Here is a 16,402-nt window from a genome sequence, read left to right on the forward strand (position 1 = left end):
GTGGCCCGGCACGCCGGGCTACCGGCGTTTCATTCAGCAGGCGCCGACTTGGTGCTGCCGTTGCCGAGGCGCGCAAGCGCCGTTCTCAGGTCATCGATGTCTTTGAACCTGGCGGTTACGGTCAGGCCCGTACCCTTGTCGGCCAGAGCCACTTTTTCGCTGCCTGCGAAGATCACCGCGAGATCAGCTTCAGTCTCACGGCGCAGCTGCGCCTCGTTCGCAATGGCTTCATCGACAGACGAGATCACATACTCGTCACCAAAGCCGCCTTGCGGTTCACGCAGCCAGAGCGCACAAACCGCCCAGCTGATGAATGCGCCCGCCGCGATGATGAAGAAGAACTGCGACGGCGTGACGTACATGAAGATGAAGAGATAGAAGACCGCGCCGACATTGCCGTAGGCACCTGCCATACCCGCGATCTGCCCGGTCACGCGCCGTTTGATCGAAGGAATAATACCGAAGGTCGCGCCCTCGGCGCCCTGTACGAAGAAAGAACAGGCGATGGTGATCGAGATGGCGATGATAAGCGGCCAGGTCGAGTCCAGAAGCCCCATCAGCACAAAGCCGATGCCGATGCCGAACATATAAGACAGCATGACGAAGCGGCGGTTGCCGAAGCGGTCGGAAACAAGTCCGCCCATGGGCCGCGCGAAGAGGTTCACGAAAGCAAAGGACGAAGCGATGATACCCGCCGTGACCGGTGTTAAGCCCCAGGTCTCCTGGAAGAACAAAGGCAGCATTGACACCACAGCAAGTTCAGCGCCGAAGTTAGCGAAATAGGTGGTGTTGAGAGCCGCGACCGATGAGAAGGGATAACGGTCGTCCTCAGGCACACCCTTCTTCAGCGTTGGCAGGTTGACACGCAGGACCTGCCAGATCTGGTAGATTACGACCACCACGATCGCTGCGTAACAGAATGAGGCCGTGAGCGTGTCAATATAGCCGATACCCTGGATCCGCCAGACGAGGATCGAAAGAATGCCGACCAGCGGGATTGTGAATAGAACCAGGAGGCCCAGGTCGCGATAACTGGAAACCTCCAGCGCCGCCGCTTGCCGAGGCTTCTTGTGAGTGTCTTTCGTCGGTCCGTCGGTAATCGCGAACCAGTAGAAGATCCCGTAAAGCGCCATGATTGCGCCTGAGGTAGCGATCGCATAGCGCCAGCCGTCATCGCCGCCATAAATCGTCAGAGCGACCGTGGGGATCGTCAAGGCAGCAGCAGCCGAACCGAAATTGCCCCAACCGGCATAAAAACCCTCAGCGAAGCCGATATCGCGTGGCTTGAACCAAAGCGCCGTCATGTGGATGCCGACGACAAAGGAGGCGCCGACCGATGACATCACAAGGCGTGAGATAAAGAGCTGCTCGCGGGTTTCGCCGAATGCAAAAACGAAGGTCGGAATCGCCATCGTGATCATCAGGAGGGAAAAGACCCGACGCGGCCCCCATTTGTCGAGCGCCATGCCCACGAGAATGCGGGCCGGAATAGTGAGCGCCACGTTGGCGATCGCGAAGAGGCGAAGATCGTCTTTCGTGAGCCAGTCGGCTGACTTCAGAATTGATGACGCAAGCGGCGCCATATTGAACCAGACATAGAATGTAATGAAGAAGGCGATCCAGGTCAGGTGGAGCGCCCGGATTTCACGGTTCTTGAACCGGAAGACGTCGGATACTTGCATTGGGGGGCCTCGGTCGGGCTAGAAACTAATGAAAGGTCGTTGTCGTGGATGAACCGCCTGGCTCAATCGCTTCCGGTGGGAACGATCAGAAGCGGGCATTGGACACGCCGGGCGAGAAAGGCGGAGACCGACCCGAAGGTCATGTGGTCAAATTCCTCAACCAGCGCATCGAGGCGCCGGGTGATGAAATTGCCGTCTGGTTTGTGACTGTGCCGCGCCATAACAAGCAAATTCGGCTTGCGCTCATCACAGGCCCGCAAAATCATTTTGCGGGCGTCGCCCTCGGCTACAACGACCTTCGAGGGAAAGCCTGCAGCCATGAGTTCGGCTGCCGCCGCATCGACACCAGCCTTCTGTTCGGCATATTGCTCTTTAAACATCTCGTCGGCGCCGGCCGTCGCGCTCCCTGGGTCTTCAATCACCGAAATCAGTGTGACGTTCGGCTTAATCGCCCCGAACATTTCCTTTACGGCTTCGAGCGCAATCCGCGCGTTACGCGAATGGTCGTAGGCGAGCATTATTTCCATCACTGTCCTCCTTCGGTCGTTGCGCGGGTTGGAACCGGCGCCTGACGCCATAAGCCAGCAATTAAGCTCCCGAGGAGTTGACAAGGATCAATTGGCAGGATTTTTTGTTTAAAATAAATGGCTTACAGAAATATTTCGTTTTTCGTGCCTGTCAAAATCAAGGCCGCCAAAACAGAAGGAAAGATGAATTCTTGACTTTTACCGTGAAGAGACCTGATAAATATCAAGCGTATTCACAAACGCAGCAGTTTCATATGCCGAAGTCTCACTTCCCCGAAATTCGCGAGCTGGACCTTTTCAAGGGCATGAAAGAGGATCACTTCCTCGTTCTTATGCGGGGATCCTACGTTCAGAATTTCCCACCGCAGATCGAACTGATCAGCGAAGGCGACCCGAGCGACTTTTTGCATATCGTCCTGAGCGGATCGGTCGACCTCTTCTCCGGCTGGAGGGGCCGCGAGACGAGTATGGCTACCGTCACTCCGATCTCGACCTTTATCCTCGCGGCAACCATCAAGAATGCGCCCTATCTGATGTCGGCACGCACTCTTGAGAAGAGCCGGATTGTGCTCGTCCCTAGTGAGAATGTGCGCGAAGTCTTTGAAATCGACCCACTCTTCGCTAAGGCCATTGTTACCGAGCTGGCGCGTTGCTACCGATCCGTTATCAAAAGCACGAAGAACCTGAAACTGCGCACTTCCCTGGAGCGCCTGGCCAACTACCTTTTGCGGCAACAGATCCGTGCCGACAATGCGACGGAATTTGATCTGCTGATTGAAAAACGCAGGCTTGCGTCATTTCTTGGGATGACGCCTGAAAACCTCAGCCGCGCTTTCAAGTCCCTGCGCGCCTATGGTGTGATCGTGGACGGCACGCGAGTTCAAATCTCGGACCAGTCTGATCTGGAGCGCTTTGCAAAACCCTGTCCACTCATAGACGACCACTCAATTTAGAGGATCTGTTATGTCGAATACGATTCCTGGCGCTGCCGGCGAGCTCACTCAAAACTTCCCTGAAATCTGGGAGGCTTATTCCGCCCTCGGTAAAGCCACAGCAGAGGCCGGCCCGCTCACGGACCGTGAAAAAAGACTGGTCAAACTGGCGTTGGCGGTCGGCATAGGGTCGGAAGGCGCAGTCCATTCCCATACCCGCCGCGCCAGGGCGGAAGGCATCGAGGACGCGGCGGTAAAGCAGGTTGCTCTTTTGGCGATCGGTTCCTGTGGCCTGCCAAGGGCAGTAGCCGCCAAGACCTGGATTGAAGACATCAAGTGATCTCCGGGCCTCATGCCGCCACCAGTCATGTGTCCTCCTCAGCCGGTTTTTCTGAACTGACCCATAGCTTTTGTTGATGGCATAGTCTCGCCGCACAGTGTGGCACACAGAATTTGCTGTTGCCGGCAACGACATCAACTTGCCGTCGCGGCCACGCCCTGATTGGCGCTCTGGGCTTTGCGCCACTGTGTCTGCCGGATCGACAAGCCCTGGCGACGCAGTTTTTCGAAGATCGGCAAGTCGGGTGCAAGCGTGGGGTGGAAGAACCAGCTCATGGCATCGGCAGCGTCGTCCGACCGCTCCCGTTCAAGAAGCGCCCAGTGTTAAGCACCAGGTCGGCCTCGAACCGCGTTCGCTCCTCCCTGCCCTTTTGCATAGTCTGTCTCTTGCCGCTGGTCATGTTCCCCGCGGCAAGAGAGGATCAGCGCAGTGGACGTTAAGTCATCGAGCGTCGGCGCACCCGACCTCAGCGATCACTTCAATGGAATATCCCACAGAGAAGACGCGAAAAAACGGGTGACAGCGTCATCAACTTCCTGATTGCCAGTTCGCCGCAATTGCGCTGCTCACAGTAGTCGGCAAGGTATTACTGGTGATACCAGTCCCTGTGCCGTCCGAAGGTGTAAAGGACGCCATCGCGTTGACCAACTGATCGACCTGGTTCTGCAACAGGACCTGACCATCGTCTGTGACGATTTTGTCAACCGTCCGGGTCGCATCCGTGAACCAGTTTTCAAAGACAACCTCGTCCGTTGTGCCCAGAACCGAGACCACCAGGTTATTCCCGTTGTGTTCAAACCAAATCTCGTCGGTTGTGATACCACCACCGAACAGCAAACGGTCGTTCGTCGAGACCCCATCGTTATTGCGGATCAGATCGCTTCCGTCACCTAGTCCGAACATATAGGTATCGTCACCGGCACCACCTTCCAACGTATCGTTGCCGGTACCACCGTGGAGCGTATCGTTTCCGCTACCACCAGTCAGCGTATCACTTCCCGAACCGCCTTTGATGAAATCCGCCCCTGCGCTCCCCACAATGACGTCCTTGTTGCCACCGCCATCGATCTCTTCGATACCGGTAACAGCGATTGTGCTTAGATCTATGTTATCGGCATAGACCGAGCCGACAATTCTGTCGTACCCGGCGCCGCCATCAATCGTCTCGATCGAGTTACTTGCCGAGAGATAACGGACGGCGATGGCATTGTCCCCTGCGTTACCAAGTATCCGGTCATTGCCGTCGCCGCCGCGGAAAGTATCTGAATTCGTGGAATTATTTAACGCCAGGAAGGTATCGTCGCCGCCAGCACCAAAGAGACTGTCGCTCCCCGAACCGCCCTGAATGGTATCTGCCCCGGATGTGCCGGTAACATCACCACCGCCTGAGCCGGTTGCAATCTTCTCGATTCCCAGAAGCGTAACACCCGTGAGATCTATGTCGCCGGTGCCGTAAGCTTGCAGCACATCGTATCCAGCGCCGCCGTCGATCGTCTCAATAGAGTGCGCCGCAGACAAACTGTAAACACGAAGAATATCGTCGCCGGATCCGCCAAGGATTGTGTCTTGACCTTCACCTCCCTGTACGGAATTCCATTCGTAGCTCTGCACATCGTTACCAAGGATGAGGACGTCATTTCCTGCGCCTCCATCAAGCGTATCGCGCCCCGCCCCTCCATTGAGCGTATCATCGCCGCCATACCCAAACAGAGTGTCCTTCCCGCCGTGACCGGAGATCGTATCGTTGCCCGAATCTCCCTCCAGAAGATTGTCGGAACCTGTTCCTGCAATAACCAATGGTGGCGCTGTATCCGACACCACGACGTTAACCACCTTAGCCACTGACGTTGCACTGTCACTGCCGTCAACCGAGGTTGCGGTCACACTCAATACCATATCGGTCGTGTCGCCGGCAGCGGTCTGGATCGTGAGACCGGAGAGCTGCGCCAAAGTGAGCGTCCAGGTCCCATCGCCGTTGTTTGTACCCGCAGAGAGAGTTGCCCCCGCCGGAACACCGGCAATGGTCACTGTAACCATTTCGGACCCGTCACCGTCGGTCGCAACCGCCCCAATGTTCAGGGCAATAGCGGTCCCATGATAGCCGGAAGCATCACTCACCGTGACAGTCGGAACGTCCGCGACCGGGTTCACGGTCACCGCAAGCGGCACAGTGATCTCGGACCGCCGCTGTCCGTCAGTCAACTCGGCCTTCACAGTCAACACGAAGTCTGCATCGCTGTCAGCTGCCGGTGTAATGGTGAGGCCTGTAAGATCTGCCAGCGCCAGAGTCCAAGTCCCGTCGGCATTCTTTGTCCCGGCAGACAGGAGGGCACCTTCCGGCACACCCGAGAAGATTATGCTCAAGGTTCCTTCTGTCACTCCAGCCGGTAGGCCAGAGGTCACGGTTAGCGCAATCGCGTTATCTTCATTGCCTTGGACCGCGGAAACACTGAGCGTCGGATCGTCGAGTGCCGCCATGATGTCAATGGTGAAGTCGTCATCCGCCATGGCACCACTGCCGTCACTCGCAGTCACTTTGATCGACAGGCTGGTTCCGATAGCCCCAACCGGCGGCGTTCCTCCGAATGTCAGCGTGGCCGGGTCAAAGGTCAGCCAGCCGGGTAGAGCCGAGCCATCGGTCAGCGTCGCGCTAAATGTCAGCACATCGGCTGCATTGTCATCCCTGAAGCTATCGGCCGGAACCTGGAAACTGAAAGCCTCATCAGCTTGAGCGACCTGATCGTCAATCAGGTTTGCCACGACCGGAGCCCAGTTGTAGATGCTGGTCGAAACGTCGCCGTCAGCGAATCGCAGGGTTTCAACACGTGAAACCGTGTCCGAACCGCCGGCACCGACGTTGTCGGTAACCGTGATCGTGCCCATCGCAGCGTCGGTTGTAATGGTAAAGTCGGTCCGATTACCATCGAAGACGGCAACATCGTCCCCATCTCCGCCTCTCAGGTCGTCATCACCAGCCCCGCCGGTCAAAGTATCGGCGCCTGCGCCACCAATCAGCGTATTGCTGTTCCCATCGCCGGTCAGGAGATCGTCGTGGCCCGAACCGGTCAGGGATTCGATTGCTGTGAGCACATCCCCTTCCGCATCGCCACCGGCAGCTGTGCCAGCGGCCAGGTCGATCACCACCCCTGCTTCAGAGTCCACGTAACTCGCAGTATCATTGCCAGACCCGCCGTCGAGACTATCGGCCCCGGCATCGCCGGCCATAACGTCGTAGCCGTCTCCGCCCAGGAGCGTATCGGCGCCTGCTCCGCCAGACATCCAGTCGGCCCCGGCGCCGCCGATGAGGTTGTCATCCCCTTCGCCACCAGACAGAGTATCTGCGCCAGCGTTGCCGACAAGCTGGTTGTCCTGGTCATCACCGGTCAAGGCGTCATCGAAGGCCGAGCCTTCCAGGTTCTCGATATCGATAAGACTGTCGCCCTCGGCATCGCCCCCCGACGCGTCGCCCGTCTCGAGGTTCACCGTGACGCCCTTGCCGGATCCAGGTTCTCCCGCTTCCGGAGAGTCCGCATAAGAAGCGGTGTCCTCCGCGCTGCCGCCGTCGAGAACATCGGCGCCAGCGCCACCGGTGAGAACATCGCTGCCGTCCCCACCCTCAAGACGGTTGTCTCCGGCGTCGCCTGTCAGATCGTCGGCGTAAGCTGAACCGATGAGGTTTTCGATCCCAATCAGCACATCACCCTTGGCATCGCCTCTGGATCCGGTTCCGCTTGCGAGACTGACCGAAACTCCCAGTTCGGAACTCTCATAAGAGGCCGTATCGGACCCCGAGCCGCCGTCAAGCGTATCCGCCGAGCCACCGCCGATCAGCTTGTCGTCCCCAGCGCCCCCGACGATGGTGTCGTAACCCGTGGTTCCGGCAATGACATTGTTGCCAAGATCGCCAGTAAAGCTCCCGCTGGCTTCGAAGACCTTGCTGTAGACGCCGTAATCACTGCCATCTTGACCAATGGAGACCCATGTGGCGACAAATCCGCCGGTCGGGAGCGCCGTGATCGTCGCTGCTTCCTGTGCACCCGGCAAATAATCGTTCAGACGGATTTCACCACTAACCGATTGCCTGTTGCGGTCAAAACGCTGAGCGTAAACACCAAAACCGTTACCATCACTTTTTCTGTAGGTAACCACGAAGCCGCCATCGGCAAGCCCCACAACCTCATGTGAATGCTTCCCGTTTGCTTCGGCCCCAAAACTTCCAGTGACGCCCAGAGGCCCATTGCCATCCGCATCGTAAACCCAGACAAACACCTGTTCTTTACTGTTGGAAACACGAGACATGGTGAAGGCGATGACATATCCGCCATCTTCCAAGGCTGCAATCGAACTTCCATAGTACTTTTTGCTGTCCCGCCCGGCGATGATCGTGGTGTTCCCACCGATGGCCACGCCATTCGCATCGTAACGCTGGGCGTAAACACCCCAGGTTTTCGCATGGCTTGACTGGTATGTCACAATCGTGTCGCCGTTCTTAAGGCGCGCGATACCGTTAATCCGTTGCACTTTGCCTCTGTGCCCATTCACATAGTCGTAAGAGCCCGCAATCTCGTTGCCGTCCGCATCAAAAAACTTTTTGAGAACGTCATCGGTATCAGGATTACCGCCGTTAGGTCTTGCGTAGGTCCAGGCTACAGCAAATCCGCCGTCAGCGGTCGTTTCAACCTGCGAATAAATCTGGTGATTCCCAACCAAACTCACAGGTTGTTCAGGCTGCGCGACAAGCTGAGACGGGTCTGCGGCATCGGGTAGATAGCGGCGCGCATAAATCGTGTAATTGCTGCCGTTCTGCCCATGGCTTCCGTAAGATACGACGAAGCCGCCATCGTCAAATGCCGCTACTCTTGGAGCGAACTGCGAGCTGGGCTTGTAGTCATTGACATTGATCTCGGCGCCGACTTCCGCACCCGAAGCATCGTAGCGTTGAGCGAAGACCTCCCAGCCATTGCCATCACCGTTATCCGATGTCCAGACGATGACGTAACCGCCGTCAGACAACTTGGCAACGTCATTGTAATACTGATGGCCGATCGTATAGCTGTCGCTGACATGAACCTCCGAACCTCCCGTCAAGGTCGGTCCAGCCTGGTTACGCACATCCAGTGAAACCGTCGCCGTTGAGCTCAGTCCATTGGATTTGTTGGTCACGTTAAAGGTAAAGCTGTCGGTTCCGGAGTAGCCGTCATTGGCTTTGTAGACGTAGCTCCCGTCTGCGTTAACGACGACAACACCGTGCTGCGGCCCCGTCTCTAGACCATAAGTGACATCACCGAGACCGGAACCGTCATACGTACGCGCGGAGACGGTCCAGGACACCAATCCATCTTCGCCGATTACATCCGCATCGCCGTCGATGGCGATAGGTGCAATACCCAAAGCATGGGAAGAATTCAGCGTCACGTCATCGAACTTGATCTGTTCAACTCCTGACACAACAGTATCAACGTCACCGTTTTCGGTCGATTGACTGACCGTGAAAGCCTTTGCTGCCTGATCGTAGGTGACTCGATAATCTGAGAGACTGCCGCTGAAGAGGGCGGTATCGCTGCCACTGCCTCCAAAGAGCGTATCGTTACCAGCGCCCCCGAACAGGGTATCATCACCGGCACCGCCGATCAGAATATCGTCGCCCGCACCGCCTTCCAGCGTATCGTTACCTTCGCCACCGATGAGCGTGTCGGCACCATCACCACCACGCAAAGTCGCGTTGGCATCGGCCCCGATGAGAATATCGTCACCCAGACCACCATCCACGGCCGTTCCCGCGATTGACGCAATAATGATCTCGCCCTCTGTACCGACACCGTCAATATTTGCGCGCAAGGAATAGCTGCTTCCGTCCGCGAACTTGAGCACTTCGATCTTCGTAAAGTCGTCGAACCAGTCTTTCAGCGTGATCTTATCAGCCAGTTGATCGAACGGCGTGGTCGACTCTGCCCCATCGCGGAGTCCAATGACCAAGTCGTTACCAACGACACGCACCGCAAGGTCTTCAACGGTTACGCCCGCACCGAATTCGAGCGTATCCTGGCCGCCGTCAGCCGCGACACCGGGGATAACGACCGGGTCGTGCCGGACACCCTGATGAGTGAACCTGCGGCGCACAATCGAAATATTGTGGCCCTCGCCGCCCCCCGGATTGCCGGCCGATACAGGCTGGATCCAAGTGTAAGTAGTACCGTCTTCACCCCCAACGGCACTCCGGTACCAGTTCTCGTACGTGTAGTAAGTATAGTTTACGGGAACCGTTGTATGAACGTCATCCGTTGTATAGGCATCATAGACGCTGTCCCAACCATCGCCGCGGCCAAAGAAGTAGGTATCGTCTCCTCTACCGCCGAGAAGACTGTCATGTCCGGCCTTACCCTCCAAGCTGTCGGCCCCGTCGAGGCCAATCAGGGTATCGTCGCCGGAAGAACCGACAAGAGTATCGGCCACGGCATCGCTACCGGTTTCGGTCAAGCCTCCCTTCAAACCGAGGTTCACGTAATCCGAATTGGTAAGCCAGTTAGCATCCGAAACTTGCGCTGCGGTCGCAGTCTCGGCCACCAAGGCCATGTTGAAAGAGGCGCCATCTTTAAGAGCGAAATGAGAAACTTCGCCCATACGGTTGAACCAGTCGACTAGGCGCCCGGTTTCTGCCAGATTTTCAAATGCGACACCTGCTTCCCTTACACCAACGATAAGGTCATTGCCATCGCGGCGCACGTCGAGTTGATCAATGGTATAGGTATCGAGTAGAAGCGCATTTCGACCATCTTGACTTACTATCGCCCATTCACTCGGCGCAGATATGAGGATTACGGCTTCTAACTCGGCGAGGTCTTCTTGGCCATCCGCGAAGACAACCCGTTCGACGTTCGAAAGAACATCAGCACCGTCAGCACCGGTAATCGTAACCAACCCGGCACTATCCCCAGAGCCATGAATGACTTGATAGCTGCCTTGAGTCCCGCCATAGACGACTGTATCAAACCCGGCACCACCGTCGAGCGTATCGTCTCCACTGCTGCCGGTCAGCGTATCGGCGCCGCTGCCTCCGAACAGCGTAACCCCAACAGCGGTCCCCGCCGAGAGCGTATCGTCACCAAAGCCGCCGATCACTGCCTCTGCCTGCATGGCGCCGAGATCGAGCGTAACGCCCCGCGTGTCATTCACAATGACCGTGTCTTTGCCGGCACCACCATGGATATTGGCCTGCTGGTCGTCGGCATCGATATAGATCTGATCATCGCCATCGCCGCCGAAGAATGTATCATCGCCCGCGCCACCGGTCAGAACATCGTTACCTGCATTGCCGGTTAGGATATCGTTGCCTTCACCGCCTTCCAGATTGTCGTCGCCAGCGCCACCAGTCAGGTTATCGTTGCCTTCGCGGCCGGCCAAAACGGCGTCTCGTCCTGCGGCAAAATCGGCTGCCGAGAGCGTATCATCTCCGGAACCGCCAAAGACAGCTTCAACCCTGATATCGCTCAGCGTGAGATTTAGTGCATTGCTTCCGTCATAGACCAAAAGGTCAAAGTCCGGATTGGCGGCATCGTCACTATCGCCGCCGTCTATATTCAGTAAGGTGGTCGAGCCTTCCACTCTGGTGAGTGTATCCTCGTCGTCCATAATCAGAATATCGTCACCGGCGCCGCCGAACAGCCTGTCTTTACCGGCCCCACCGATCAGGACGTCGTCGCCGGAGCCGCCGGTCAGAATATCATCGCCGGCCTCACCGTTGAACTGAACGCCGTGCTCGGTGGAGTCGATGGTGCCGTCGACCGTAAGAATGTCGTCAAGACCGGTTCCGGTGACGGTATGAGCAACCGACGCATCGATCGTGCCGTTTATCGCATCAAGACCACCGCCGAAGGACACTGTCTTACGGCCCTCGAAATTCAGCCTGCCGGTTCCGTTGTCGCCGTTTTCAACCTTGACGCCCAGATCGTTGTGGCTAAGCGATACGCCGTAGAAACGGCCATATTGCCGGTCGACCTTGCCGAGACGGGTATAGAAACCGCTCGAGAGAATCTCATTGCCGCGCGCAGTATAAGACTCCGCCGATTGAGACAGGTCGATCGCCGTGAGGCCAACTCGGTGGAAAGGCAAGATCTCGCCAATGTCGGTCTGACCATCACCATTGGCGTCATTCCAGAGCACAACATCGTCGAAGTGATCATCAAGAGATGAGAATTTTCCATCAAGGTTACTGTCGAGACTGGCAAGCGTAGCAGGCCCGTTCGCAGACGTCGTGTCCGAAAAGGTGAACATCTCGGTCATATCGTCGATCAAACCATTGTTGTTGCGATCCCAGACCAGGAATGCATCCTGGCCGCCGATCCAACCGGTCTGTTCCTTGTAGCCGTCACCATCCATATCGAACAGGGCAGCCGAGGCGCTTCTGGAAATCAGGTCCAACCCGTTTCCATCCAGATCGAAAGCCACCAGACCTTCGTTGCCCATCGCGCGATGAGCCGAGGCCGAGCGTAATGAGATGTTGCCAACCGTGCCATTGCCGGTGTCGGTCGGGGTCAAGGTAACGCTGGAGATATAGGTCTCTGGTGCAGCGGAAATCGTATAAAGCTGGAGTCCGGACTCTCCGACCGTCAGGTCACTGAAGTTGATCGTGCCCGTGCCGATCTGCGCGCCGGAAGCATCGAACGCGGTCCAGGTCGCGGCGTCACCTGCTTCAAAGTCCATCAACTCCAGATCGACGACCGTCGCAGCCTGAAGCCCGAGCTCGATGGTCAGGCCGGTGCTGCCGGTCGTGCCGTCTCCGAGCTGCAAGCGGTCGATGGAGTCCGGACCGGTCAAAGCGGCTGGGTTGAGGATCAAATCACCTTCGACGGCTGATATGCGCAAGCCGTCTCGATACCAGGAGGTTGTTGTTGAGCTTGGGAAACTGCCTCTATCGACCACGAAAGAACGAGACGCCCGTGCAATTGAGGCACCACCATCGTCGAGGATGCCCCCGTTGTTAGCGCCATCGACGACATTGCCAACCGCTTCAAACGCATCCGCATCGGCAGCAAGGGAGACAGTACCGGTCGTATTGTCGATCTTATAGGTGCTGCCGTCCTCAAAGCGGGCAAACTCGACGCGGTTGTTCACGCTGAACCAATCCTTGATGACAATGCGGTCATCAAGCGAACTGGCTGTCGTTACGGCCGCGTCAGCTGCCCCGCGAACCCCTATGATAAGATCATTCCCGCTAACTTCGAAGATCAAATCACTCGCGGAAATCCCAACACCGAATTCGAGCACATCTGCCGTGCCCGCATTGCCATCGACGATGACTTCGACAATTTTTGTTTGTGCAATTTCCTCATAGTGTCCAACAGGCGGATCACCTTCCCCGTTGAAGATGGACTTCCAAACTCCACCTTCCCCGCCGGGAACAAAGTACTTCTGATTGGCCAAGTCGTACTTGTAACGATACACCTCGCCTTCACCACCGGCGACAACCCACTCGTAAGTACTCTCTGCCGGCACCTCCTGGTTTTCAACCACCAGGGTCTCGTCCAGGATTTCATCAACACCTGATCCGCGCCCAAAGAAGTAAACGTCGTTGCCGCCGCCGCCCAAGAGGCTTTCATTGCCGGATGAGCCGATAAGGACATCCTGCCCTTTACCGCCGCTTACAGTTTGGCCTCCACTCGACTGTGCATGCAGGATATCGTCGCCGCTACCACCGGAGACCTCCGCGCCAGCAGACCCGTTCGTTACGATTTGCGCGATCCGCTTGCCAACGAAGTCATCTGAATCATTTGCATTTTGCAGGCCCAACGCTTCGGCCTCGGCAAGGGTATCACGCCACTCCATCTGCGCTTCGGTCTGCAGCATGGCGGCGTCGGCACCGTCGACAAAAGGCATAAGCACTGTGCCGTCTGCGAAGCGGAAACGTTCGATCCTGCTCGCGGAAGTCTTCCAGTCTTTCAGAGTCACTTGGTCGGTCGAGAGCGTGGGATCCGTACCATCAAACTGATCCTTGGTACGGATGGTCACGATCAGATCGTTGCCACTGACCTCCAACAGAAGGTACTTTGCGGTCACGCCTGCGCCGAACTCGAGAATGTCGGCACCCGCGCTGTCCTGGATCGTATCCTGACCGCCCGAGGCATCGTAATAGTAGATGTCGTTACCCGCACCGCCCGACAGTATTTCCGATGCTGTCGAGGAAATCAGAACATCCGCTCCGGACGTGCCACTAACATCGCTTGCCGCGCCGGATATTGCTGAGAGAGAAACGCCGTCAGCGGCCGTCAAGTCGGCGACGTCCGCACCGGAAATATCGATCTGCGCCCCACTGGAAAATCCGAGCGTCTCGACGCGGTTTTTCGGATTGGTCCAATCCTGAATGGTGATGCGGTCCGTCAGGTCTGCGAAGCTCGCGGCATTCGGATCGTCGAGCGCGATGATCAGGTTGTTGCCGTCAATCTTGAGACGGACATCGGCTATTGAGATACCGTTGGCGAATTCGATGGTATCGTCACCGCCATTCCCCTGCTTGATCACAGGTCTCGTCTTGTAATGATGGGTATCGATGATCTTGCCGCCGGTTACCGTGGAGGCATCGACCCACCTGGCATTTTCCTCACCACCGCCAGGGATGTAAAACTTACCGTTGACGAGCTGGACGCGTCTCTTCTCGCCCTCTCCACCCCTAATTTCGAGCTCCTGGGTGGTTTTGTAGACGTACTTTTCGGTGCCCCAGTAGTGGTAATCGTCGTGAAGCGTATCGCTCCCGTCGCCGCGGCCGAAGAAGTAAACATCATCGCCCTTGCCGCCCTTGAGTTGGTCGTTACCTTCGCCGCCGTAGAGGACATCGGCATCGCCATAGTTGGACGTCGTATCCTCGGCAATATGATCGCCAATCAGTTCGTCGTTCCCGGCGCCGCCGACCAGAACGTCGGTGCCTTTGCCGCCGATCAGGCTGTCGTTGCCATCGCCACCGAACAGGCCGTCCACAAGAACCTTCGGCTCGCCTTTCTGGGGGTCGCCCAAAGTATCAGACCCGGTCAATTCGTCAGCCGCCGCGCCCTCACCCTCCTGGACTTCACTTGCGATCTGCCGGAGCCCGGCTTTCAGTTCTTCCCGGATTTCCTGTTCGCTCTGACGATTACGGCCAAAGAGCGTTTCCTCGTTGTTGGTAAAAGAGGCGTCCAGTTGCTGCTCTTGAACCTTGTCGTAGAGCACCTTGTTATCCGCGTAGACTCCGTAAGCCGAAGCGAGCTCAATATCCTTCCCAAGCTCTTCCAGCGTGTTCGCGCTCGTCACCTTGAACGCGCGCTTGATGTAACGGTCCCCGCCTTCAAAGTCGGCTCGTTTGATTCCGCGCAGGACACCGTCTTCGATCGCCTGTTGCGGCGTATCAAAATTGCCGACTTCCTTGTCAGGGACCGGCCCACCAGAGAAGTATTTGCCGCCGATGTAGCCAAAGTTCAGGTCGCGATCGAACTTACCGACGGGCACACCGCCAACGCTGTTGAACAGCAGCGTCAAGGTATCGCCAGCCGCTCGGGACATCGCTCGCGCGACCTCTATATCTCCGCCGTTGTCAGCTCCTTCAGCTCCGAGCTGCCACTTTCCATCTCTGTATCGGAGGTAAGAAATCGCGTTCGGACCGACAGAATCGCCCCCGAAGAGACCGCCCAGCGCTGTCCCAAGGAACGCACCTGCAAAAGACGCAATAAGAATTCCCAGCGGCCCAGCCCCAATACCCAAGAACCCAAGCAGCTTCGCTCCCGCTAGAATACCACCGACTGCTCCTCCAAGGGAACCGCCGATGGCTTGTCCTTGCGGATTCCCATCGAAGAGAAGCTTTGCAAGCTCCGATCCAGCAAAAGTACCCAGCGCACCAGCACCAATGTTTGCAAGTGTCGCCCCTACATTTACGGTATATCCAGTTGGAATAATGGAATCGCCCGGGCCGATAATAAAGGTTGGCTCAAGGACGGCACCACTGACTGCACCAACAAATTCTTTGCTGGCTCCAGCGGCTAGCAAGGAATTTGCCACAACGACATTGGCCGCAGTACCGATAACAACATTTGCAGCCGTTGCCCCCAAACGTCCGCCGAAGGTCGCTTGATCGAATCCAAGTCTTTCGCTGATTGCAGAGCTTAGTTGCCCAACACCATAGTTGATGCCCTGCTTCGCAAGCGCGACACCGAAGCGAGTCGGCAAATAGTCCGACCGAACACCGAACTGGTAACCAATCGCATCGCCGATGTAGCCACCGAGCGTGTCGCCAGCGGCCTGTGTCAGCAGGCTCAACGCAACGTTATCGGGTCCAAAGTGAGAGGCCAGGGTCGACCCCAGCAACGAGCCAAGGCGTCCCTCGGTACTCTGTACCGAATAGCGCGAATCGTTATGCACCCGGTAGCCGCCGGCGATATAGGTGTGCAGGCCTTCAACGGTGAAATTGTAGACCCGGTGCCGTTTGGGCGCCGGACGGATCATGGACGGCGGGATCGTATCAAGAACCGCGGCCTCGATGACGCGGTCGTTGATGGCTTCGCGCAGACTCCTAAAGCTGCCCGTGGGTGACATGAAGCGCGGTGCCGACGCGCGGCCGAGGCCGGCGTCTGTGACCGGCCTGACCTGGATGGCGGGCGCTTCGACAGGCGCGCAAGGCGGCGTCAAATTGACTGGAAACTTCAGTTCGGCGCCGAGGCTTGTCTCTGCGCCACTGCTCTGGCGGATCGCGTCCTGCCGGGTCGCGCCCAATCCTCCTGAGCCAGAGCCACCGAAAACCTGAACCGCGAAGTCGGGAACCTGCGCCACACGCTTCGGTGCCACGCCGCCAAGCCGATATGCTTCCATGTCTTTATCCGCCGATTACGTTCGTTTCTTGAATGCTGCGGCAGGAACGCCGCAACGCATAACGCGCGGGGAAGAAAGACCGGCTCGCTGTCGAAG

Annotated in this window: 6 protein-coding genes; 2 read left to right on the plus strand and 4 right to left on the minus strand. The window is 57.3% G+C overall.

Features of this window, described 5'->3' with window-relative positions:
* Window positions 1–29: 29 nt before the first annotated feature.
* On the minus strand, window positions 30–1,682 hold the full coding sequence (locus tag FKG95_RS18695) for an MFS transporter (RefSeq protein ID WP_142897916.1): 1,653 nt from the start codon (window positions 1,680–1,682) through the stop codon (window positions 30–32).
* A gap of 62 nt (window positions 1,683–1,744) precedes the next feature.
* Window positions 1,745–2,209 (minus strand): universal stress protein, encoded by a 465-nt coding sequence (locus tag FKG95_RS18700; RefSeq protein ID WP_142897917.1) that lies wholly within the window; start codon window positions 2,207–2,209, stop codon window positions 1,745–1,747.
* A gap of 104 nt (window positions 2,210–2,313) precedes the next feature.
* On the opposite strand from FKG95_RS18700, the gene FKG95_RS18705 reads away from it, so the two are divergent.
* Both FKG95_RS18705 and FKG95_RS18710 read left to right on the plus strand, forming a co-directional pair.
* Window positions 2,314–3,162: a helix-turn-helix domain-containing protein gene (locus tag FKG95_RS18705; protein ID WP_246116822.1), complete on the plus strand. Its 849-nt coding sequence runs from the start codon at window positions 2,314–2,316 to the stop codon at window positions 3,160–3,162.
* A 10-nt stretch (window positions 3,163–3,172) separates the two neighbouring features.
* Window positions 3,173–3,481, plus strand: coding sequence for a carboxymuconolactone decarboxylase family protein (locus FKG95_RS18710; RefSeq protein WP_142897918.1), 309 nt, complete (start codon window positions 3,173–3,175; stop codon window positions 3,479–3,481).
* A gap of 134 nt (window positions 3,482–3,615) precedes the next feature.
* On the opposite strand, the gene FKG95_RS29725 is transcribed toward FKG95_RS18710, so the two are convergent.
* On the minus strand, window positions 3,616–3,756 hold the full coding sequence (locus FKG95_RS29725; protein WP_179954168.1) for a hypothetical protein: 141 nt from the start codon (window positions 3,754–3,756) through the stop codon (window positions 3,616–3,618).
* 253 nt (window positions 3,757–4,009) lie between these two features.
* Window positions 4,010–16,306, minus strand: a complete 12,297-nt coding sequence (locus FKG95_RS30220; protein WP_142897919.1) for a calcium-binding protein — start codon at window positions 16,304–16,306, stop codon at window positions 4,010–4,012.
* Window positions 16,307–16,402: the final 96 nt, after the last annotated feature.

This window comes from Denitrobaculum tricleocarpae (genome assembly GCF_007004665.1).
GTDB lineage: Bacteria > Pseudomonadota > Alphaproteobacteria > Kiloniellales > Kiloniellaceae > Denitrobaculum > Denitrobaculum tricleocarpae.

Excerpts from the sequence above, each read along its gene's own strand:
- FKG95_RS18695 (WP_142897916.1), bottom strand. The coding sequence starts at position 1,682 with ATGCAAGTATCCGACGTCTTCCGGTTCAAGAACCGTGAAATCCGGGCG.
- FKG95_RS18700 (WP_142897917.1), bottom strand. The coding sequence starts at position 2,209 with ATGGAAATAATGCTCGCCTACGACCATTCGCGTAACGCGCGGATTGCG.
- FKG95_RS18710 (WP_142897918.1), top strand. The coding sequence starts at position 3,173 with ATGTCGAATACGATTCCTGGCGCTGCCGGCGAGCTCACTCAAAACTTC.
- FKG95_RS29725 (WP_179954168.1), bottom strand. The coding sequence starts at position 3,756 with ATGAGCTGGTTCTTCCACCCCACGCTTGCACCCGACTTGCCGATCTTC.
- FKG95_RS30220 (WP_142897919.1), bottom strand. The coding sequence starts at position 16,306 with ATGGAAGCATATCGGCTTGGCGGCGTGGCACCGAAGCGTGTGGCGCAG.